We start from the raw sequence: 22,521 nt of genomic DNA on the forward strand, positions 1-22,521 counted from the left end.
GGAGGGCGAGGGCCTACGCCTCGCTCCCCCGGACGAGGAGTTGCCGTGGCCGCACTCGAGAGCACCCAGCTGCTGACCGAGCTCGAGCCGGTGGTGGAGGACAACCTCAACCGGCACCTGGCGATCGCCGACGAGTGGATGCCCCACGAGTACGTCCCGTGGAGCCTGGGCCGCGACTTCGCCGACCTCGGCGGCGACCCGTGGGAGGTCGCGCAGTCCCAGCTGTCGCCCGTCGCGCGCACCGCGCTCGAGGTCAACCTGCTCACCGAGGACAACCTGCCGAGCTACCACCGCGAGATCGACCGCGCGTTCGGCCGCGACAGCGCGTGGGGCACGTGGGTGAACCGCTGGACCGCCGAGGAGGGCCGCCACGCTTTCTGCATCCGCGACTACCTCCTCGTCACCCGCGGCGTCGACCCCGTCGAGCTCGAGCGGGCGCGGATGGAGACGATGGAGACCGGCTACGAGGCGATGGACAAGTCGCTGCTCAACGTGTGCGCGTACGTCTCGTTCCAGGAGCTCGCCACCCGCGTCTCCCACCGCAACACCGGGCGCTACACCGAGGAGCCGATCGCCGACAAGCTGCTCGCCCGCGTGGCCAAGGACGAGAACCTGCACATGATCTTCTACCGCAACCTCGTCACCGCGGCGCTCGAGCTCACCCCGAGCCAGACGCTGCGCGCGATCACCGAGGAGGTCGTCGGCTTCCAGATGCCCGGCAGCGTCATCCCCGGCTTCTCGCGCAAGGCGGTGCAGATGGCGAAGGCCGGGATCTACGACCTCCGCATCCACCACGACGACATCGTCACGCCGCTGCTGCGGCAGTGGGGCGTGTGGGAGCTGACCGGCCTGGACGCCGACGGCGAGGCCGCCCGCGAGGAGCTGGCCGCCGCGGTCGCCGCGCTCGACGGCGAGGCGACGCGCTTCGTCGAGCGCCGGGACGAGGCGGCGGCGAAGAAGGCCGCGCGCCAGGCATAGTCGTTGGTCGAGGAGAGCCGAAGGCTCGTCACGAGACCCCACCAGCCATGATCGACACATGACCGAACGCAACGTCCTCGGCGGCGAGCTCGACCCCTGTGGCACCGACCCGCTCACCGGGTTCCACCGCGACGGCACGTGCACGGTCGGCCCGCAGGACGCCGGGCTGCACGCGATCTGCGCGGTGATGACCGACGAGTTCCTCGCCCACCAGAAGGCCGTCGGCAACGACCTCTCCACGCCGCGGCCGGAGTGGCACTTCCCGGGTCTGGTGCCGGGTGACCGCTGGTGCGTCGTCGCCGTCCGCTGGCTCCAATCGTACGGCGCAGGGGTGGCCGCGCCGGTCGTGCTGTCCGCGACCTCGGAGCGGGCGCTGGAGGTCGTACCCCTCGAGGTGCTGCAGGCGCACTCCGTCGACGTACCGCCTGACCTCAGCACGCTCGACGGCTGAGGAGGTCGCGCCGTCCCCGGTGGTTGAGGAGGTCGCGCAGCGACCGTCACGAAACCCCGCCCACTACCCTCCCGTCGTGCGCATCGGGACCTGGAACCTCGCCGGGCGGTGGTCCCCGGACCATCGCGACCTCCTGCTCGGCGCCGACTGCGACGTCTGGCTGCTGACGGAGGTCAGCGAGAAGACGGTCCTTCCCGGGTACGCCATCCACTGCACGTCGGCGCGGATGGCGGCGCGTCGCCACTGGGCGGGCGTCGCGAGCCGCCTGCCGTCCGCCGCGTTGCCGGACCCGCACCCCGCGAGCGCCGCTGCGCAGGTCGGCGGGTGGGTGTTCGTGAGCTCGATCCTGCCTTGGAAGGGCTGCGGCTCCCGCGCCCCGTGGGTCGGAGACCGTCACGTCGACAAGACCACTCATGCGATCGACGACCTGATGCTGCGGCTGCGCACCTAGCCCCGGCTCGTCTGGGGTGGCGACTGGAACCACGCGATCACCGGCCGCGAGTACGCCGGCTCGATCGGCGGCCGCTCCGCGATCGCCGCCGCGCTGGCGGAGCTCGGCCTCGCGGTCCCGACCACCGACCTGCCGCACCGGATCGAGGGGCTGCTGAGCATCGACCACCTCGCCGTTCCGGCCTCGTGCGACGCCACCGCCTCGCGGATCGTCGCCGAGGTCGGCGGCAAGCGGCTGTCCGACCATGACGCGTACGTCGTCGCGGCCGACGTCGTCTCGTAGCCAGTCCGTCCCGTGCCGGAGCCGCCGCCCGAAAGCCCTCTACTCGCACCTGTGGACGGCACCTCGGCCTGTGGAAAGCCGGTTGGCTCGCACCGGTTCGTGTCTCAAAGTCGGTGTCCATGACTGACGACCTGTTCACCTCGCCCGTCCGCACCCAGGCCGACCTCGAGTCCGCGTGGCGCCGCCTGATGGGACCTCAGCCCTTCGACCGCTGCTCGGTCTGGATGATGCTCATCCAGGACGACGTCCCCATCCCGCAGCTCACGGAGATCACCGACGCCGATTCCCCCGACCACACCATCCGCGCCAACCTGGCCGAGGTGCTGCGGTTGCTGGCGCAGGGCGGCCCCGACGGCGTGCGCTTCGCCTTCCTCGTCTCCCGGCCGGGCTCCGACTTCCTCACCACGACCGACCGCGAGTGGGCGACAACGCTCTACGCCGCGGCCCGGATCGGCGGCGTCGCGTGCGAGGTCGTCCACCTCGCGACCGCCGCGTCGATCCGTCCGATCCCGCCCGACGAGCTCGAGCCGATGGCGACGAGCGCCTGAGCCGGCTCAGCCGCTCTCAGAGTCGCGGTCTCGGGGCGCGGCCGCCTGAATACAAATCGCTCTACCTGTCGGACACACTGTCCGCATGACTCGGACGATTGACGTCGTTGGCGCAGCCATCATCCGCGACGGTCGGATTTTCTGCGTGCAGCGCGGCCCGGATCAGTCGCTTCCTGGATTGTGGGAATTTCCTGGGGGCAAGATCGAACCAGGTGAGGCGCCCGCCGACGCACTTGCGCGCGAGATCGACGAGGAGTTGGATTGCGGCGTACGAGTTGGGAACCTCGTCATTCGAACGGTTCATGAGTACGAGTTCGCGACTATTGCCCTCTCGACGTTCACGTGCGAGCTCACCACCGGTGAGCCAACACTGCGAGAGCACGCAGCATCCCGCTGGCTGGCGCCCGCCGAGATGTTCGATGTCGTGTGGGCGCCAGCTGACGTGCCTGCCGTCGAGAAGCTGATCACCATGACAACGCAAGGCATTCCTGACAATTGAGCACGGAGTCCTGGCAAGCTTCCGTCGCGTGCATGATCAATCCCCGCTGCCAATCGGCCTCTACGAGACGCTTCTGACCGAGCGCGTGCAGTCCCTCATCGGGCTCGGCGAAACTCTTGGGCACGAGCAGGGTCGGGTGGACGACGCGGATCAGGCTCACGTTCTCACTCGCCACATCGCGGCAGCAGTCCACCGCAGGTTGTCGGGATTGAAGGATCCCTCGGCCCGATTGGACGCCGCGAACGCACTGCTCCGCGCCATCGACGAGGCTGCACCGCCCGTCGCGAATCCGGTTGGCCAACTACTCGCCGTTCGCACGCCACCGGGCCCGGGTCAGGTGTCGCGCTTAGCGCTTCGTCCGAAGACGCCGTTGAACGACGCCGCGCTGCTCACCAACGCTCACGGCGAGCCGAGCCTCGCATCCGAGTTGCGCGCCGAGATCGACTCAGCGGACAGCATCGATCTCCTCTGCGCCTTCGTGATGTGGCACGGCCTCCGACTCATCGAGGACGAACTGAAGGCCGCTCACGAAGCCGGGATTCCGATCCGCGTGGTCACCACGACCTACATCGGCGGGACCGAACGACGGGCACTCGATCGCCTCGTGACCGAGTTTGGGGCCCAGGTGAAGGTTCAGTACGACGCCAAGCGCACCAGGCTTCACGCCAAAGCCTGGCTGTTTGGACGCCACACCGGGTTCGACACGGCCTACGTCGGGTCCTCAAATCTCACCACCTCCGCGATGCTCGAAGGCGTCGAATGGAATGTTCGGTTGAGCGCTGCTGCCACCCCGAGCTTGCTTGACAAGTTCCGTGCCACTTTTGACGCGTACTGGAACAGTCCCGAGTTCGAGCCGTACGACCCTGAGCGCGACCGTGACCGTCTTGATGACGCGCTTCTTGAAGCGAAGGGCGGCAAGTACTCAGACCGAGTCACCATCACCCTTGCTGGCTTGGAGGTACGGCCGTACCCCTACCAGCAGGAAATGCTCGACGCGATCAACGTCGAGCGCGTGCTCCATGACCGGCATCGAAACCTGGTCGTCGCGGCAACGGGGACCGGCAAGACTGTCATCGCTGCTCTTGACTATCGGGGTCTGGCACAGGCTGCGGGGACGCGACCGCGTCTGCTCTTCGTCGCACACCGCAAGGAAATCCTCGTGCAGTCGATGCGGACCTACCGCGAGGTCCTGGGCGACGGCGACTTCGGCGAGCTATACGTGGGCGGACAGCGGCCCGAGCGGTGGCAGCACGTCTTCGCGAGCATCCAATCTCTGACGGCGTACGGCGTAGCCAACATTCCTGCCGATGCATTCGACATCGTTGTCATCGACGAGTTTCACCACGCCGAAGCGAAGACCTACCGACGGATCCTCGACCATCTCGCTCCGCGGGAGCTGCTCGGCCTTACAGCGACACCGGAACGAGCGGATGGGGTGGACGTACGCGACTTCTTCGGCGGTCGCACTGCCGCCGAGTTGCGCCTGTGGGACGCTCTTGGAGCCGACCTGCTCTGCCCCTTTCACTATTTTGCGATCTCCGACGGCACGGACCTCCGGTCGATCACGTGGTCGCGCGGCAAGTACGACGAGTCGCAGCTCGACGGTGTGTTTACCGGCAACGACGCTCGTGCGCGCATCATCCTGAAGGCCGTCGATGACAAGATCGCCGACGCAGGTCGCATGCGGGCGCTCGGCTTCTGCGTCAGCGTCGCGCACGCCGAGTACATGACGCGAGTGTTCAACGACGCCGGCATCCCTGCACGAGCGGTGACAGGAACGACGCCCCATGAAGAGCGAGCCACTGCGCTGCGCGCAGTTCGGGATGCTGAGGTGAATGTCCTGTTCACCGTCGACGTCTTCAACGAGGGGCTCGACATCCCAGACGTCGACACCGTTCTTTTCCTGCGTCCGACCGAGAGCTCGACCATCTTCATGCAGCAATTGGGTCGCGGGCTGCGCCGAACATCGAGCAAGGCGGTGCTGACGGTTCTCGACTTCGTCGGCTATCACCGCAAGGAGTTCAGCTTCGCTCGCAAGTTCAGCGCTCTCACGGGGCTTCAGGGCAAGCAGCTCGAGAAGGCGGTGAAGGAGGACTTCCCATTCCTTCCGTCTGGCTGCCAGGTCCGACTAGATCAGCAGAGCCAGCAGGTGGTGCTGGAAAACCTTCGCTCGCAGATCAACACGCGATGGGCTCAGATCGTCGCTCATCTCAAGGCAACGAAGGACGACTCGCTGGAGCAGTTCCTCGATGGGTCTGGGCTCGAACTCAGCGACGTCCTTCGGCGCGGGAGCCATTCGTGGACCAAGCTGCGGAGAGACGCTGACATGCGGACGCTCCCCGGGTCAGACCTTGAGGGGCAACTCCTCAAGCGGGTCCGGGCGTTTGCACACGTCGACGATCCCGACCGAGCGGCGGCCTACAAGTCGCTTCTAGACGACTCCGCGCCTGCCTACACGCAGCTCTCACAGGCAGAGCAGCGCCTCGCGCGCATGCTCTTCTACTCGCTCTGGTCCGACGGTGGCGGGCACGCGACCATCGCTGACGGTCTTGCGGCGCTGAGACGCCAGCCGGCGACTCGCGCAGAGATCTCGAGCGTTGTCGACCTTAGCTACGAGGCCGCACGCCACGTTCCGTCTGATCTTCCGGGTCGGCTAGCAAACGTCCCGCTCAAGGTGCACGCGAGATATCAGCGCGAGGAGATCCTGGCTGCCCTCGACTTCCCGCGAAATCCGAACAGCTTCCGAGAAGGAGTCCTCTACCTGGAGCACCTCAACGTCGACGCCTTCTTCATCACGCTGAAGAAGTCGGAAGCTGACTACTCGCCCACGACGATGTACGCGGACTACCCCATTTCGCGGGATCTGTTCCACTGGGAGTCGCAGTCGACGACGTCCGTCATGTCGAAGACTGGGCAGCGATACCTCAACGGGACGAGCACCGTCTTCCTGTTCGTCCGTCATGAGCAGAAGGATGACTTCGGCACGTCGCCGTACCTCTTCCTTGGCCCCGCCACGTACGTCAGTCACACGGGCGACCGACCCATTGCCTTCACATGGCGCCTCGCCACCCCGATGCCGATGGACTTCTTCAACCATGCGTCGGCAATTGCTCAGTAGCCCGGGAGGAGTACGTCGATCAATCTCTGGCGGTGCGAAGCGGCAAGGTGTCGTCGACGCGAGCAGAAGGTGGGTCCCCGACAAGTTCGGGATCAGCTAGCTCCGATGCCGAGCCGGCGTGCCACGTCGTCGCCCGCCACCCGGCGTACGGTCGCCGGGTCGCCGACCACCACCAGCTCGTCGGTGGCCCGCGACATCCCGACGTAGAGCCGCTCGCGGGCCCGGTCGCGCGAGCCGTCCTCGTTGAGGCACAGCACGACCGCACGCCGCTCGAGGCCCTTGCACCCGAGGACGTGGCCGTAGAAGACGTCGTCGTCCCAGTAGGTGCGCCAGTAGCCGTCCTGGTCGTGGAAGTCGGTGCGCTCGACCTGGATCGGGTGCCGGTGGCCGGTGGTGAGCAGCGCGACGTGCCGCGGGTCCCACCCGGCGTCGAGCAGCTGGTCGACCTGGTCGTCCGCGACGTCGAGCGGGTCCTCCTCGGCGACGTCAACGAAGCGGACCGAGGGCCCCTCGCCGCCGCGGCTGTACATCCGGCTCGGCGCGAGCGGACCGAAGGACTCGTGGATCTGCTTGGTGTTGCGCAGGTTGTGGTCGAGCACCAGCGGGACCAGCGCGACCGGCGGCCGGCCGAAGCGGGCGAAGATGCGCTGGTTCTCGTCGGAGTAGACGTAGAGCCCGCCCTCCTCCTCGTCGCGCAGCGCCCGCAGCACCGGCGTCCACCAGGAGTCGGCGAAGTCCTGCGCCTCGTCGACGATCACCGCGTCGAACTTCTTGCCGTCCGGCAGGTCGGTGGCGAGCGCGGCCATCTCGGCAGGCAGCCGCTCCTCCCAGAACTCGCTGTCCTGCCGGTCGCCGTCGGAGGCGCCCCACTGGCGCCCGAAGTCGTGGAAGGTGCCGACGAACGCCGGCCGGTGCCCGTGGCGCCAGGTCGCGACCTCGCGCTTGAGGTGCTCGGCCAGCCCGATCGAGTAGCAGAGCAGCGCGACCCGCTGCGACCTGCGGTCCTGCCCTCCGCGGGTGAGCTCCTTGGCCTGCTGCAGCGCGAGCACCGTCTTGCCGCTGCCCGCGCCGCCGCGCACCTCGACGCGGTGGAGGAGCCGGGTGACCTGCAGGATCGTGGCCTGCTCGAGCGTGAGCCGGTCGGCGACGCTGGCGCGCTCGTCGGCCTCGGCGCGGATGTCGTACGACGTGGGCAGCCGGCCTGTGAGGATGTCGGCGATCGCGTCGACGTCGTCGGCGGTCGCAACCCGCTGTCCGTGGGTCATCTTCTGCGCGTTCTGCCGCAGCCGTCCGACGAGGTGCGCCTGGTCCTTGGTGTCGTGCAGCGACCAGCGCGGCAGGTCGGTCAGAGCGAAGTCGGGGTCGAACTCCGAGTACGGCGTGACGACCGCGTGCGCCCACGCGACGCGGGTGCGGCTCCCCCACCGCTCGTCGCGCTCGACGTAGGCGCGCAGGGCGTACTTGCCGTCGCGTGCCTGGTCGACCGGGTGGATGACCGCCTCGCGGCCGCGGCGCTTGATGCGCCAGCCCTCGTCCCACCAGACGCTGCCGCCCTTGACCTCGAGCGCGACGATGCCGATGTCGGGCATGAGGACGACGATGTCGACCTCGTGGTCCTTGGTCTCGTCGGTGAGGCGCAGGTTGGTGATGAGCACGTCGTCGTCACCGAGGCCGTCGCGCAGCCGCTCCCAGACCGCCTGCTCGGACTCTGTGGTGAAGGTCGGCTGCTCCGGGATCAGGCGAGGCATGCGGACACCCCATCACCGACGCGCCCGTCCCGTCCGGCGAACGCGCTCACCGGCCGGTCCCCGCTTCGTCCTCGTCGAAGAGGGCGAGCTGGTCGAGCTGCACCTTCCGCACCGGCGCGTCCACGATCAGCCGCAGCGCGGCGCGCATCCGGGCCGCGAGGTCGCGCAGGTAGTCGTGCCGCGCCTGGACGACCTTCTCCCTGCTGTGCTGCTTGAGGTTGCGCGCCTCACGCACCTTGCCGCGCATCTCGCGACGACGCTGCTCCGTGATCCGGATCGCCTTGAGCAGCAGCCCGGTGTCGTTGCCGTAGACCCGCGCCATCGTCGCCGGACCGACCGACCCGCGCTGGTCGCGCTCGAGCTCGGCCATCACGGCGTACGCCGCCTCGAAGCGACCGTCGCGCCGCTTCGGCTCCTTGGTGACCGCGGAGAGCTTCTTCTCCAGGTCAGTGGCCCAGCCGTCGACCTGGGTCAGCAGCCGCTGCACCTCCATCAGGAACGTGGCGGGGGTCGCGACGTCCAGCCCGACCTCGCGCGTCACGCTGATCCGGCCGTCGACGAGGAAGAAGGTCAGCCCGAACTCGGTGCGGTTGAGCTGGTTGACCTCCGCAAGAGCCGCCTCCTGGTCCGCCACGTCCTCCACGAGGAGGCAGGAGATGAGCACGCGCGGGATGGTCTTGTGGACCAGGATCCACACCTGCTGCTCCTCCGTCGGCAGCAGCAGGTCGCCTTCGTCGTCCCACTCGGGCGCCTCGTCGTAGAGCCCGGCCACGGCCACGTCGATGAACGCACGCACCTCCTCGACCGACGTCGGACGGACGACCTCGTGCATGTCGGGCTCGGCGCGGACCGGCTTCGGAGGCAGCGGCTTGCCGCCCTCGCGCGCCGGCTCGAGACCCTCGGCGTCGAGGTAGATCGGGTGCAGCACGCCGTAGACCTCGCGCAGCGCGCGGACCACCATCACGGCGACCCGATCTGCCTCGCGCCGGTCGACGTCGAGCCAGAAGTTGGTGTCGCCGTCCTCCCAGCTCCAGGCGTTGGGCTGCTGGAACCCCATGTCCCCCAGCGCCGCCTCCTGGTCGTCGTCGAGCAGGCACTCGTCGGCGAGGTAGACGTTGCTCACCGCCTCCACGCGCGCGACGTCGTCGCCACCGGCGACCTGGCAGTACGGCGACGCCCCGCCGTCGTGCTCCTGCGGCATCTCGACGACGAGCGAGTCGTCCGGCCCCATCCCCGCCACGTGGTCCGCCAACCGCTGGCGAAACTCCCGCCACGCCGTCTCTACCGCGTCGTCCCACCGACGCTCGAGCTCATCAGTCATCTCTCGACCCCCGTCTGGATCGCCCCCGCGATCCCCACGAAAGACACGCTAGAGGAGGCCACCGACACTGACTCGGGTTGGCGCTCGGCACGGAATCCAGTCGTCTCGACGGCGGGTGCGACCTACGCTTCGACCATGTCGGACCATGCGAACGCCGGGACCTCGGAGGGCCATGAGGCCGACGAGCCGTCCATCGCCGACATCATCGCGGGCCCGACGTGGGAGGAGCTCACGTCCGACGGGATCATCACCCTCGACGAGCTTGACAGCATGATCCGCGCGAAGGGCGGCGATCCGTCCGCGTATGACCCGGTCCCGGTCGCGGGGGGGCCGCACACGGGCACACTCGAGAGACTCGAGAGCGTCCTCGACCTCGTGGTGGAGCTCGACGAGGCTGCCCAGAAGGCGCGCTCGCGGATCGGGAACTCGATGCCGACGGCTCGGTCCCGAAGTCGCTGGCCTCGCTCGTGACCAACCCTTTCACCTGGTCGTGCAGCAGTCCCCATCACCAGGTTGGACAACCTGGCTGGGCATCACAGCTAGGAGCCTGCACGTGAAGTTTTACCAATACGGCCCCTGCCCGACCTTTCTGCGGGTATCAGCAGAAGTTCAAACACCCTGCGCTTGACTGCCCTCGCAACGTCAACTGCTCGCGCGACGGCGTGCTCCGCCTCGGGCACCCGGACGCTGCCCCTCCCTCCATAAGGCTCGGGATTCCAAACCGACTGCACCACCACCACGATGTAGGCGACCCGCTCCGTCGCGAGGACTGTGTGCTACTGCGAATGGCAGCCGACGCCGCCCGTGTCCTGGAAAACCGACATGGCATCCGGCGGCAAGAGTACGGTGCTCCTGTTCGTGCGCCAGGGGCAGAGAGGATTCGGCACGTCTTCATGCTCTCTCCTGGGACCCAGCCCTACGCCAGCCACACGGGCGACGAAGCCGTCACCATCACGCGGCGCGGCAGGCCCCACCTGACCGTGGACTTCTTCAATAACGCGTCAGCAGTCGCTCGCCAACATCGTCAACCGACGCCAGCGTGCCCACCATATAACCGGCTTTGGCGGCGCATACGATCAGCCTGTTCGCCCTAAACTCGAGCATGCATCGAGGTAGCGCTCGAGCAGCAATAAAGCGCAAACACCAGCAGAATGGACCCTAGATGACCACCACAGACGTCGACGCATTGTTCAAGCCAACCTCCGCATCCGTACGTCAGCTCCTCTCTGACCTTGTAGGCGGATTTAGCATTCCGTCTTACCAGCGGCCATACCGATGGCTTCCAGCAGACATGCGACGCCTCTGCGAGGACCTAATCGCTGGGCTAGACCGACTTGTAAAAGACCCATCAGCAGTAGCGTTCGTCGGCGCGATCATCACGGTCAGTGGGGCTGGGGACGATCACCCCACCACTCCGTCGGACGCTCGACAAATCATCGACGGTCAACAGCGTCTAACCACCGTGGTAATGCTCGCAGTAGCACTCCATGAGTATCTTGGAAGAATTCACGTCAAGCTCGGGCGGGATACAACTCTCCCGGCGACCGAAACCGAATGGTTCAACGAGCACATTTCCGAGGTTCGGGGCCAGCTCTATCTTTGCCTCAGCGACCAAAAGAGCTACGGCGACGAAGACTTTAAGAAGCTTCCGAAGTTGACTCGAGGAATTACAGATCGATGGAGCAACAGGGCCTCAACGGCGAGGTACTTGTCCCCTATTGCGAACCTAATTCACGGCTATCTCAAGCATCCTGGGCCCGGAACCTACATTCCAGAACGCCCAACCGTCGAGGTCAAGCCTGAATCCACGGGTAGCTCGCCCGCAGACTTCGAATACCTGCACTTGCGCTACCAGCAGCTGAAGCGAATGGTTAGAGATATCGCCAAGGGATCCGACGGAGACTTGGCGGACAGTATCGATCTACAGATCATCCTCGGAAGCGGATCGTCTGTCTTGGAGGCACTTTTCAGGACCTCAGCCGAGACCGCACCCGCACTGCGTGCTCTGTCACAGACAAAGGACGATGTGGGTCAGGCGCTCCGACTTTTGGTGTTCGCTCGATTCCTCCTTGAACGGGTTGCAGTAACGCAGATCAACGCCAAGGATGAATCGTACGCTTTCGATCTGTTCGACTCCCTTAATACGACCGGCGAGCCACTCACCGCATTCGAGACGTTCGTTCCGCTCGTGGTTCAGGCCGAAGGTGTCGAGTCGTACGCCGCCTCTGAGAGCTTTGAGCACATTGCGTTGACGAGCCGACTCTTGAGCGCCGACGAAGGGAATGTTCAACGTCAAACCGAACGACTGATGACAAGTTTTATTCTGGCCGATGCCGGCGTGAAGGTCGCCAGTAAGCACAACGAGCAGCGCCGCGAACTCACCCGCCTCTACCGAACAGCTGAGAATGACCAGCAGCGCCGAGCCATGACTCGCCAGCTGGCTGACTGCGCTCTTTGCTACTTCCACCTGTGGCAAAGACTTGAACTAGCACGCGGAGCGACTGGAGTCGAAGGATCGCTCGACGAAGAATCTCTTTTTGCACTACGTTTTCTGGCAAGAATCAATCACACGATCGCTCTCGCTCCACTCTCTCGCTATTACTCGCAGTGGGTTGCGGATCCAACGCCGGAGTCGGTCTCCGAGCTTGAGACGGCAATCAAGGCGTCAACCGCCTTCTCGGTGCTTTGGCGAACCGCTCACGGTGGAACCGACGGCATAGACGGGGTGTACCGGCGTCTGATGTCCCATGGGTGCGACGGCATTTGCGCCCCCCTTGCAAGAACCGATGGCCAGAATCATGACGTGCGCCCACTTCCCCCAGCACAAGATCTGGTGAAGGCCTACCGTCATGTCGCTGCGCACGCAAATACGTTCCCGGTCACTAACCTGGATGCTTGGCTTACGCACTCGTCGGCGCGTCCCATCTACGACGACCAGGCAGAACTTTCTCGGTTCCTGCTACTTGTTGCGGGCCACCACGCAGTCGCTGATGGAACGACCGGACTCACAAAGGATGGCCAGGTCGCTGACCACACTGCCATGCTTCGCGCCGATCGCTATACGTCTGACGATCGCTTGGCAACGGTAGAACATGTCGCCCCGCAAACGCCGGAAGATGGTCACTGGCAGGCCGAGATTTATAGGGCCCCGAGCGCGGTGTCAACGCTCGGGAACCTGACCCTGCTCCCGGTCGACGACAATAGTTTCATCAGCAACCGTCCGTGGTCCGAGAAGCGGTCGATCTATGGCGCCCTGTCGGCGGACGCACCCGACGAGACAAAGGCAGTCCTGGAGGCTGCCGTAGCCGGCGGTCTGTCATTGTCGGCAGACAAGCAGGAGTACCTTGTCGAGCGACGCCAGCACCTGCCCATGCTGCGGGCCATCAGCCAGTACAGCGGCGACTGGGATCGTGACTTCATCGAGTCTCGGACGAAGCATTTGTTGACTCGGGCGTGGTCAAAGCTCGATGAATGGCTCACGCCTGACGAGTAAGAGTCAAGTAGCCACAACGAGTGCCCGGCCGAGAAACCTACTTCCCGGCCGGGCCTCGTGTGGCAGGTCGGCGACTTCTCGGATCGCAGTCGGCTCTCCGGAGAAGGTAGCCAAGTTTCGTGATCAAATCGCGCAAACGACGCACGCGTCGCTGTCGTCATCCTCGTCGAGAGCACCTGAAAGAACATCGATAAGGGGGAGATTGCGTCGAGTCTTTGCCGCCCGCGCCATCGCCTCCGCGTGCTTCTTCAGGATTTCGTCCCGGCGATCAAGAAGTTCGCTCAGGGTCTCTCCGTTCGACCACGTGTAATCGCGCCCCTGCATCGCCTGACCCTGGTAGCTGGCGTCTCCCGAGGCACCAGCATCCTTCAACACCTTCTGCTCAATGGCTACCGCTCGCTCGAAAAGATCCGGGTGGCGGTCCGCGAGCCCAACCCACTCCGCTTTGCGCTGATAGAAGCAGAAGTAGCATCCGCTTCGGGTACGCCACTCGTAGTACGCCGGTAATCCAACCCCTGCTTCGTCCAGGATGCGCAGGACGCCTTCGTGGTCAACATCGTCCTCGACGAACGGGAACACCGCACTGATGTTGGGCTTGGTGGAAACGTATCCCTTGCGATTCTTCTCGTCAGCGCGAATTGCCACATAGCTGATGGCCTCGTCGTCGCCAAGCCATGCCTCAAGGGGCTTGATCTTGACAAGCTTTGTGCACCATCGCATTTGCGGAGACGGCAGCGTTCCGCGGTACACCTCAAACCAGTGATCGAACCCCTTATCAGCATTGAGCCGAGCAATCGGCTTTCCCAGCACGACTTCGAGTTTGTTCAGATACTCGTAGGTCTCTGGCAGCTCAGCTCCCGTATCGCAGAAGAAGTACTCCATATCTGGCACGCGGTCGCGAAGATAGATCGCGAGAGCACTTGAGTCCTTGCCTCCCGATATTCCGCATACGTGCCTGACTCGATCCGCGCTCATGCGTTTCGCTCCTCAGTTTGGGTAGTACGCTCACCGTACGTGGCAAGACTGACATCGGCTTGGGCGTGGGCATCTGCGAGCTCGGCCTCGAGCAGGTGCGCAAGAATCCACTCGCGAGCCTCGCTGCGACTCACTCCCGACTCACTCAGCTTCTGCATCGCTGGACCGAGAGCAGCCGCCACAATCTCGGACCGTTGATCGTCCAGCTGCACGAGCCGAACAAGGTCGCCGCCGCGCGACGAGTTGACCGCGATACGGATCGCCTCGAAGTCTCCTGTGACAGCTCTCATGTCGGCCGTGAGCGCCTCAACGCGCAGAAAGGCCATCGCAAGGTCATGTATGGACATCGCGAAGCGCTCAGACTCAGCGTCGCTCCAGCTATCGGGCGGCGACCCGACAACCTGCATAGCCACGTAGTCCAACCACTCGGCCTCGTCCATGTCTGCCTGGAGCGCCGTGGAGAGCGCCCTCAACCGAGGGTCCAGGATCTTGTCGTGGACCTGCCGGCTACGAACCGCGAGAGTGGCCTGCATGTCACCGCTCACCTTGAGCTCAGTGGCCACGGAGCTCGCTATCGCCTCCGACAGCGTCGCGCGCGATGCCGCGAGCTCCTCGAACGCCCCAGCGATAGCCTGAGCGGTCCGTTGCAGCTCAGCCGCGGAGCGACGGTCTCTTGTCGCGACGGCGTCTTCGCCGACGGCGGCCGGAAGGAGCGCGAAGAGGAGCTCGTCCGGCTCAGTAGCAGCAAGAAGTGCTGTTCGTACGGCGACCGCACCGTCGCCCAGGCGCCGTGTCTTCTTGGCGTAGACAGTGAGAGCGTTAAGGCGAGCAACCATAGACGAGACAACAGAAACGACACTCGACGTCCGACCGTCCCGGACGGGCTCCATCGCAGCAGCCACAGCTTCGATAAAGTCTCGCCTCGGCCTGCTTCGAGTGCCGAAGCACTTGACCTCGAAGTTTCCAGGATTGCGAAGCAGTCGTTCCACGACGTCCGCACTGAGACGCGGTCGGAAGGTGCCGTGCTCATACATTGCGAACTCGTCTGCGTGCGCGCACATGACGGCCAAGAGCAAGAGCGGAGCGACCCCCGCCCTGAGGCCATAGGGCGGCAAGAAAAGCTTCTCGAAGAGACTTTCCACGTTACGGCGAGCATCCGTCGCATGACGGAGGTCAGCCACAAGTGCGGACCACACCGGGTAGGCGGGACTGCTCTTGTCCGGAGCGGCGAACGACCAAGCTCCATCTCGCTCATGATGGATGCCGAAGGCCGCGAAGAGTGAGAGATACAGCGTCCGGTCCGGGCCGAACCCTTCAAGACCAAGAGCTGGAACATGCTGGCGCGCTTGCATCACCTCAGCGACCTCGCGCCGCGCCTTGGCCGCTTGCGACGATAGCTCGTGGCGATTGAGAAGGTCATTGCGAAGGGGAATTGCTGAGGCGTAGCACTGGTCAGAGACTCGCGACAACACCCCGGGAAGCGATCCGCGCAGAGCGCTCTCCATATGGCCATCTCCATTCACCCAGGACCAGGAGACCTCCGCGAGCGGTCCAAATGCACCCTCGAACTCGCGCTTTACCTCGGTCATCGAGGCGACGAGCCGCTCGTTAACTTCCTTGCGGATGACCCAGTCGGATTGGGCCGCGCCCTCTCCGGTGAGCAAGTCGCGCAGGGCCAGGACCTCCCGTGCGGCGTCAATCAAGCGCGCAGCATCAGACTGACCCAGCACGATCGGCTTGTCTGTCGCGCCGCTTGCAACGCGACCGTCAAACGTCCCGCCGACCACGTAGGCGACCAGGCCGTCTCCTCTGTCGGTTGCCGTCAGAGGAGCGATCGCAGCCTGTGCATCAACCCACGCCCGCTCGAACGCGCGCAACGTGCCGGTCTGATGGGAATGGCGGGCTGCCACGACTGGCGACAGTGGAAGCACAGATCTCAGGACTTCGTCGCTCGGAACATCTCGAAGTCGTCGCCTCGCGTTCTCGATCGCAGTCTTGATGTCAAAGTCGCTGCCCTGCCACACGCGATACTCATCGGCGAAGTCTCTGTAAGTGATGAGTCCTTGGCTCGCCAGCTCTGAGAGCGCCTTCTCAAGCTCATCCGACGACCCGACTGCTTCGCAGAGCGCGTAGCGCAGGATCTGCTCGCTGGCTCGAAGAGAACCGCCTGTCGACGTCAGGTTCAGGACCCCAATTGCCTTAAGAAGCTGACGCTGAATGTTCGTGACGTTCCGCGCGTCGCGGATCCTTGTGTCGATCTCGATCCAGCGGGAGGCATCTGCAGAAATGCCAACCATGTTGGAGGCCGAGTCGATGAAGTAGTCATATACGCGGTCTAGGCCGACCACCGGCAACGGCTGCGCGGGAGCCCAGGGAGTCTCCCGCATGAAGCGCCCCACGCTCATCGGCTCGTGGCTTGCCAAGAACGAGAACATGGTTCGCTCGTTCTGCCCGTATCTATTGCACAGGTCCGGAAGCACCGCCAGAGCGAGTGGATGGAGCGGCCAGCTGCGACTGAGAGTGTCTGGCGACTCCCCCAACTCGTTCAGCCCGAGCTGCCTCAGACGGATGCTGTGCGCAGTTGCCCACTCGTCCAGCTTCTCAGCGAGCTGCGGCGCGGCATCTTCGAACGAAGCAGCGATGAGGGCGCGGGTCTGGGTGGGCGTATCGACGAAAGGTACATCCTCGAATCGACCCTGCACCTTCATCCACTCACGTCGCTGAACGCCGCTTGCTCCTAACGCGTAGTCGCCGAAGGCCATGTGTTGCATGGTGACGAGGGCGACGGGGTGGCGTTCGCTCGAGTTTGTCCACTCCGCAAGCTCTTGCAGCAGAAACAGGTCGCCATCGCCAGGGTTCTCCGCGAAAGCTTCGAGATTCTTTCCGAACTCATCGATGATGATGAGCAAAGGTGCCGTCGCGCTTACCTGCCGCACGAGCTCGCGAATGTGCCGGGTCTCCACTACGGCATCAGGAGAACCTACTGCGTGCCGAAGCTCGGAGACTCGGGAAAGGAGATCCGCGAACGTCTTCTGGTGCTGCGCCGACGCATACCGAGTCAGCCCGTACTCGAGCGCCCGAAGCACGGTCTTCGCAACCGGTTCGCGCTGTGCGGTAACAACTGCTCGGACGAATCCGTGGCGCTCGGCTCCGGCCTTGGCCCGTGCGGCTGCAACGCTCCGCATCACCGCAGGAGCTGCCGCCGTGAGCGCTGCCTCTGCGGACTCTCGGCCGCGATGGTCGGATGGCGCGAATAGGCAGTCGAGCAGCAACGCCAGAGACGACTTTCCTGTTCCGTATGGCCCGGTCACGGAGAGGGCCACCTCGCCGTGACCCAGCATCGCAGCGGCAAGCCGATCGACACTGTCGATGGCGCGCCCCACCGGCAAGTATCCGTCGATGGCGTGCGAGCCTGAGTCACGCTCGACATTGACCGACCGAGCGAACCGCTCCTTGGGCGACTTAAGGTCGATTAGTGCTGTCATGCCACACCATTCATGTCGAGAGTGTCGAGCGAGAACGGCGCACCAAACTCCGCGTAGTGATCTCTCAGTAGGTGCGCCACTACTTCCCGGGGATGCGCCGACATCGCCAGCTGCGGCATGCCGTTGGACATGCGGACCTGCACTGCATTGGACTGCGCTGCGGCTTGCTCGAGCAGGTCTTGCGCTGCACTGTCGGTCAGACGGAACGCACGTCCGGGGGAGCCAGGCTCCGCTAGGGCCCGACTCATGCTAACGACCCGATCTTCGCTGCCTGCGCGGAGCGTGAAGTCGATGACCGTCGCAGCGAACACGAGTGGTGGCAGCGTGACCTTCGGTCCGACAAGGAAGCGATAACCGCCAGCCGTGCCCGTGCTGGGTTGGATCAGCGAAAGCTCTCTGAACGGGCTGTCGATCTTGTCTTCAAAGGTCGCGCGCGTCGCGTGTCCCGATGAGTACATGCGGAGAAGAACGTTCACGTCCTTCTTAAGAGACGACGGGTTGGGCTTTCCGAACCCCTCGAGGCGGTCCGATACGAAGGCAAGCAGCTCTTCTTCCGTGAACTCAATTCCCGTGAACTCGTTGAACGTCACCCACCACACGGGAGCTTGACTAGGAGGCGCGAGTAGCCACCAGTGCAGCAGCCAGTTCGTTCCGGGCAGCTCCATGAAGGGGTCGGCCCCACTGTCATCATCAAAGATCGCCACGCCAAGGTTGGTCGGTCGTAGGACAGGCGTGCGCTGACCGTCTACCTTCGCAGCCTGCAAGACCTTGAAAGCGATACTCCAGTGTCGAATGGACCTGACCATGTTCTTGCCAACACCGAGGCGAACTACCGCCGCTTCCTTCGTGAAGATGTTGGGGTCGCTTGAGGCGTCGAAGCCCTTCTTCACCCATCCGTACCGCGGGTGGAACGTTTCGTGGCGGGCGAAAACCCGCTCGCACGACTCGTCAAGCCTCACAACTACTCCTTCTCACGACAGGGCCCTGACCCTCTCAACTGCTGAGGCAACACAACCAGCTGCCACTGACATCTCATGCGGCGTCGTCCCCCGGCCCACACTGAAGCGAAGACACTGGTAGGCCTCTTCCTGGGTGAGGCCCATCGCCTGAAGTACGTGCGACGCGTCCGGGACGCGGGACGTGCATGCAGATCCGGTGGACATAAGAATGCTTGGCGCATTCACCATGACAGCTTCGCCGTCCGCACCTGCGAAGCGCAGGTTGATGGTGTTCGGTAGTCGCCGAGCGGTTCCAGTCGTGACTTCCCACCCTGGAATGGCGCGTTCGAGATGCCCCAGGAAGACGTCGATCAAGGATCGGCTTCGATCCGCATCTTCGACCAAGTTGTCCTTGGCCAGGGCGGATGCGACGCCTAGTCCAACGACTCCTGGAACGTTGATGGTCCCGCTGCGCAGCCCACCTTCATGTCCGCCACCTACCTGCTGAGGGGCGAGATCTACGCCACGCCTCACGTACAGGGCGCCGACTCCCTTTGGACCGTAAAACTTATGACCGGAGATCGATGCCAGATCGACGGACAAGGTCTCAACATCGACTTCGATGCGCCCAGGTGCCTGCGTTGCGTCCGTGTGAACAAGAGCGCCGACGCGGTGCGCGAGTTCGGCAATCTCGCCGATCGGCTGAATCACGCCCGTCTCGTTGTTGGCCAACATCACCGACACGAGTGACACGTCATCCGCCAGCGCGTCCTTGTAATGGTCGAGGTCGAGCAACCCGTCTCGTCCGACGGGTAGGAGCTCTGCCTTGAACCCCGCGACCGCGAGCGCATCCGCTGTTTCAAGCACGGCTTTGTGTTCTGTCGCCGCGATAAGGATCCGACGACGGCCTGCATGCGAAAGGACGGATCCTTTGATAGCGAGGTTGTTCGCCTCGGTAGAACCGGAGGTGAAGACGATCTCTCTGTCGCGCGCGCCGATGAGGTCGGCGACCTGGCCACGTGCGGTCTCCACCGCCCTCGACGCCATGCGGCCACCGAGGTGAGCGGACGCAGCGTTCCAGGGCTTCTCTGCCATCCAAGGAAGCATGGCGTCGAGGGCCTCCGGCGCCAGCGGCGTCGTCGCGTTGTAGTCCAGGTAGACCAACTCAGACACTTAAACCTCCACTCCCACCGTATGTGCCGCGGTCCCGCCAGCGGCGGACATCCACAGCCTTTTGAAACAGCGATGTGGCGCCGGCGGGAAGCCCGGCCGGCGCCACATCCAGAACCTCAGGTCAGCTGCAGCCGCTGGTGGACCCGCAGCCCTCGCAGACGTAGCACGAGCCAGCCGGCCGCATCTTCGTACCGCAGGTCATGCAGAGCGGGGAGTCGACGGCGGTGCCGGTGATCTTCTCCAGGAGCTCGGCGGAGGTGTGGACGCCCTTCGGGGCCTCCTTCACGTCGGCCTCGACGACGACCTCGGCAGCGGCCGGGACCTCGTCGACCACCGGAGCGGCGGTGAGCTCCGACGCGTTGCCGGTCTCCTCCACGAGCGGCTCGTAGGAGCCGGTCTCGAGGTGGCGCTGGCGCTCCTCGGCGGAGTAGATGCCGAGCATCGAGCGCTCCTCGAAGGACAGGTAGTCCAGGGCGAGGCGGCGGAAGATGTAGTCCATGATCGACTGCGACATCCGCACGTCCGGGTCGTCGGTGAGGCCGGCGGGCTCGAAGCGCAGGTTGGTGAACTTCGAGACGTAGGTCTCCAGCGGGACGCCGTACTGCAGGCCGATCGACACCGCGATCGAGAAGGCGTCCATCACGCCGGCCAGGGTCGAGCCCTGCTTGCCGAGCTTGAGGAAGACCTCGCCGAGCTGGCCGTCGTCGTGGGCGCCGGAGGTCATGTAGCCCTCGGCACCGCCCACGGTGAACGACGTGGTGCGGGAGACGCGCGACTTCGGCAGGCGCTTGCGGGTCGGGGCGTAGACGACCTTCTCGATCACCTTGGTCTCGACCGCGGCGTCGGCCGCGGCCTTGTCGGCGGCGTCCTTCTTGGCCTTGCCGCCACCGTCGGCGAGCGGCTGGCCCACCTTGCAATTGTCGCGGTAGACCGCGGTCGCCTTGAGGCCGAGCTTCCAGGACTGCATGTAGACGTCCTCGATCTCCTCGACCGTGGCCGTCTCGGGCAGGTTGACCGTCTTGGAGATCGCGCCGGACAGGAACGGCTGGGTGGCCGCCATCATCCGCACGTGGCCCATCGGCTTGAGCGAGCGGGCGCCCATCGCGGTGTCGAAGATCTCGTAGTGCTCGGTCTTCAGGCCGGGGGCGTCGACGACGTGGCCGTGCTCACCGATGTAGGCGACGATCGCCTCGATCTGCTCGGGCTGGTAGCCGAGCTTCTTCAGCGCCCGCGGGATCGTCTGGTTGACGATCTGCATCGAGCCGCCGCCGACGAGCTTCTTGAACTTCACCAGCGAGAAGTCGGGCTCGATGCCGGTGGTGTCGCAGTCCATCATGAAGCCGATGGTGCCGGTGGGCGCGAGCACGGAGGCCTGCGCGTTGCGGAAGCCGTTCTTCTCACCGGTCTTGATCACGTCGGCCCACGCCTTGGTGGCCAGCTTGTGCACGCGGCCGTCCTCGGTGTGCAGCACGCGGACGACGTCGTTGGCCGCCTGGTGCTTGCGCATCACGCGCTTGTGGGCGTCGGCGTTGCGGGCGTAGCCGGCGTACGGGCCGACGATGCCGGCGAGCTCGGCCGAGCGCTTGTAGGACGTACCGGTCATGAGCGAGGTGATCGCGGCAGCCATCGAGCGGCCGCCGTCGGAGTCGTAGCCCAGGCCCATCGCCATCAGCAGCGCGCCGAGGTTGGCGTAGCCGATGCCGAGCTGGCGGTAGTCGCGGGTGGTCTGGCCGATCGGCTCGGTCGGGAAGTCCGCGAAGCAGATCGAGATGTCCATCGCGGTGATGATGAACTCGACGGCCTTCGCGAACAGCGCGGCGTCGAAGGTGTCGTCGTCCTTGAGGAACTTCAGCAGGTTGAGCGACGCCAGGTTGCACGAGGAGTTGTCGAGCGACATGTACTCCGAGCACGGGTTGGACGCGGTGATCCGGCCGGTCTCGGGGTTGGTGTGCCAGTCGTTGATCGTGTCGTCGTACTGCAGGCCCGGGTCGGCGCAGGCCCAGGCGGCCTCGCTGATCTTGCGGAACAGGTCGCGGGCGTCGATGGTCTCGATGACCTCGCCGGTGCCGCGCGAGCGCAGGCCGAACTCGGTGCCGTCCTCGACCGCGCGCATGAACTCGTCGCTGACGCGGACCGAGTTGTTGGCGTTCTGGTACTGCACGGAGGTGATGTCGGCGCCGCCGAGGTCCATGTCGAACCCGGCGTCGCGGAGGGCGCGGATCTTGTCCTCCTCCTTCGCCTTCGTCATCACGAACTCCTCGATGTCGGGGTGGTCGACGTCGAGGACGACCATCTTGGCCGCGCGACGCGTGGCGCCGCCCGACTTGATGGTGCCGGCGGACGCGTCGGCGCCGCGCATGAAGGAGACGGGGCCCGAGGCCGTACCGCCGGAGGACAGCAGCTCCTTGGAGGAGCGGATGCGGGAGAGGTTGAGGCCGGCGCCGGAGCCGCCCTTGAAGATGAAGCCCTCCTCCTTGTACCAGTTGAGGATCGAGTCCATCGAGTCGTCGACGCTCAGGATGAAGCAGGCGGAGACCTGCTGCGGCGACGCGGTGCCGACGTTGAACCACACCGGCGAGTTGAAGGAGAAGTACTGGTTGACCAGGAGCCAGGTCAGCTCGTGCTCGAAGATCTCGGCGTCGGCGTCGGAGGCGAAGTAGCCGTGGTCGACACCGGCCTTGGTGTACGTCTTCACGATCCGGTCGATGAGCTGCTTGAGGCTCCACTCGCGGGCGTCGGTGCCAACCGCGCCGCGGAAGTACTTCGTGGTGACGATGGTGGAGGCGTTGACCGACCAGAAGTCGGGGTACTCCACGCCGCGCTGCTCGAAGACGGTCTCGCCGGTCTTCCAGTTGGTCTGGACGACGTCGCGACGCTCCCAGGTGACGGCGTCGTAGGGGTGGGTGCCCTTCGTGCTGAAGACGCGCTCCAACTTGAGGCCCTTGCCCTTCGCCGCTCCCTTGGCGCCGGTGGAAACCGTCTCGGTCATGCCATCTCCTGTGGTGGTGGTTTCTCTGTTCGCGAGTCGTCTCGCGGGTGCTTGGTAGGCCCGGCAGGCGGC

The 22,521-nt window shown here is 65.0% G+C and carries 15 protein-coding genes; 8 read left to right on the forward strand and 7 right to left on the reverse strand.

Features of this window, described 5'->3' with window-relative positions; all coding sequences use genetic code 11:
* Positions 1 to 45: 45 nt before the first annotated feature.
* From LN652_RS09570 to LN652_RS09595, 6 genes are all read left to right on the forward strand, one after another.
* Positions 46 to 978: an acyl-ACP desaturase gene (locus LN652_RS09570; protein ID WP_230444436.1), complete on the forward strand. Its 933-nt coding sequence runs from the start codon at positions 46 to 48 to the stop codon at positions 976 to 978.
* 58 nt (positions 979 to 1,036) lie between these two features.
* Positions 1,037 to 1,429 carry a DUF2237 family protein gene (locus LN652_RS09575; protein ID WP_230444437.1) on the forward strand — a complete coding sequence of 131 codons (393 nt, stop codon included), beginning with the start codon at positions 1,037 to 1,039 and terminating at the stop codon, positions 1,427 to 1,429.
* Between the two features lie 76 nt (positions 1,430 to 1,505).
* Positions 1,506 to 1,880, forward strand: a complete 375-nt coding sequence (locus LN652_RS09580; protein WP_230444438.1) for a hypothetical protein — start codon at positions 1,506 to 1,508, stop codon at positions 1,878 to 1,880.
* A 401-nt stretch (positions 1,881 to 2,281) separates the two neighbouring features.
* Positions 2,282 to 2,710: a hypothetical protein gene (locus tag LN652_RS09585; protein WP_230444439.1), complete on the forward strand. Its 429-nt coding sequence runs from the start codon at positions 2,282 to 2,284 to the stop codon at positions 2,708 to 2,710.
* An 85-nt stretch (positions 2,711 to 2,795) separates the two neighbouring features.
* Positions 2,796 to 3,209, forward strand: coding sequence for a (deoxy)nucleoside triphosphate pyrophosphohydrolase (locus LN652_RS09590; RefSeq protein WP_230444440.1), 414 nt, complete (start codon positions 2,796 to 2,798; stop codon positions 3,207 to 3,209).
* A 28-nt stretch (positions 3,210 to 3,237) separates the two neighbouring features.
* Positions 3,238 to 6,327: a DUF3427 domain-containing protein gene (locus tag LN652_RS09595; protein WP_230444441.1), complete on the forward strand. Its 3,090-nt coding sequence runs from the start codon at positions 3,238 to 3,240 to the stop codon at positions 6,325 to 6,327.
* A 92-nt stretch (positions 6,328 to 6,419) separates the two neighbouring features.
* On the opposite strand, the gene LN652_RS09600 is transcribed toward LN652_RS09595, so the two are convergent.
* The gene (locus LN652_RS09600; protein WP_230444442.1) at positions 6,420 to 8,075 is read right to left on the reverse strand and encodes a nuclease-related domain-containing DEAD/DEAH box helicase; all 1,656 of its coding nucleotides are present in this window, start codon (positions 8,073 to 8,075) and stop codon (positions 6,420 to 6,422) included.
* Between the two features lie 46 nt (positions 8,076 to 8,121).
* Positions 8,122 to 9,396: a YbjN domain-containing protein gene (locus tag LN652_RS09605; protein ID WP_230444443.1), complete on the reverse strand. Its 1,275-nt coding sequence runs from the start codon at positions 9,394 to 9,396 to the stop codon at positions 8,122 to 8,124.
* 135 nt (positions 9,397 to 9,531) lie between these two features.
* Here LN652_RS09605 and LN652_RS09610 point away from each other — a divergent pair, with 135 nt between their 5' ends.
* Complete coding sequence (locus LN652_RS09610) at positions 9,532 to 9,867, forward strand: hypothetical protein (protein WP_230444444.1); 336 nt, start codon at positions 9,532 to 9,534, stop codon at positions 9,865 to 9,867.
* Positions 9,868 to 10,558: 691 nt separating this feature from the next.
* Positions 10,559 to 12,889: a DUF262 domain-containing protein gene (locus tag LN652_RS09615; protein WP_230444445.1), complete on the forward strand. Its 2,331-nt coding sequence runs from the start codon at positions 10,559 to 10,561 to the stop codon at positions 12,887 to 12,889.
* Positions 12,890 to 13,012: 123 nt separating this feature from the next.
* On the opposite strand, the gene LN652_RS09620 is transcribed toward LN652_RS09615, so the two are convergent.
* From LN652_RS09620 to LN652_RS09640, 5 genes are all read right to left on the reverse strand, one after another.
* A complete protein-coding gene (locus LN652_RS09620) occupies positions 13,013 to 13,864 on the reverse strand; it encodes a phosphoadenosine phosphosulfate reductase family protein (RefSeq protein ID WP_230444446.1) in 852 nt (283 codons plus the stop codon).
* Positions 13,861 to 17,349: a hypothetical protein gene (locus tag LN652_RS09625; RefSeq protein WP_230444447.1), complete on the reverse strand. Its 3,489-nt coding sequence runs from the start codon at positions 17,347 to 17,349 to the stop codon at positions 13,861 to 13,863. Before LN652_RS09625 ends, LN652_RS09620 begins: the two co-directional genes overlap by 4 nt.
* Positions 17,346 to 18,308, reverse strand: a complete 963-nt coding sequence (locus LN652_RS09630; RefSeq protein WP_230444448.1) for a DUF4007 family protein — start codon at positions 18,306 to 18,308, stop codon at positions 17,346 to 17,348. The genes LN652_RS09625 and LN652_RS09630 overlap by 4 nt, the downstream gene beginning before the upstream one ends.
* Positions 18,309 to 18,320: 12 nt before the next feature.
* Positions 18,321 to 19,460 (reverse strand): cysteine desulfurase family protein, encoded by a 1,140-nt coding sequence (locus tag LN652_RS09635; RefSeq protein WP_230444449.1) that lies wholly within the window; start codon positions 19,458 to 19,460, stop codon positions 18,321 to 18,323.
* Positions 19,461 to 19,581: 121 nt separating this feature from the next.
* Complete coding sequence (locus LN652_RS09640; RefSeq protein ID WP_230444450.1) at positions 19,582 to 22,449, reverse strand: vitamin B12-dependent ribonucleotide reductase; 2,868 nt, start codon at positions 22,447 to 22,449, stop codon at positions 19,582 to 19,584.
* Between the last annotated feature and the right edge of the window lie 72 nt (positions 22,450 to 22,521).

It is taken from the genome of Nocardioides okcheonensis (genome assembly GCF_020991065.1).
GTDB lineage: Bacteria > Actinomycetota > Actinomycetes > Propionibacteriales > Nocardioidaceae > Nocardioides > Nocardioides okcheonensis.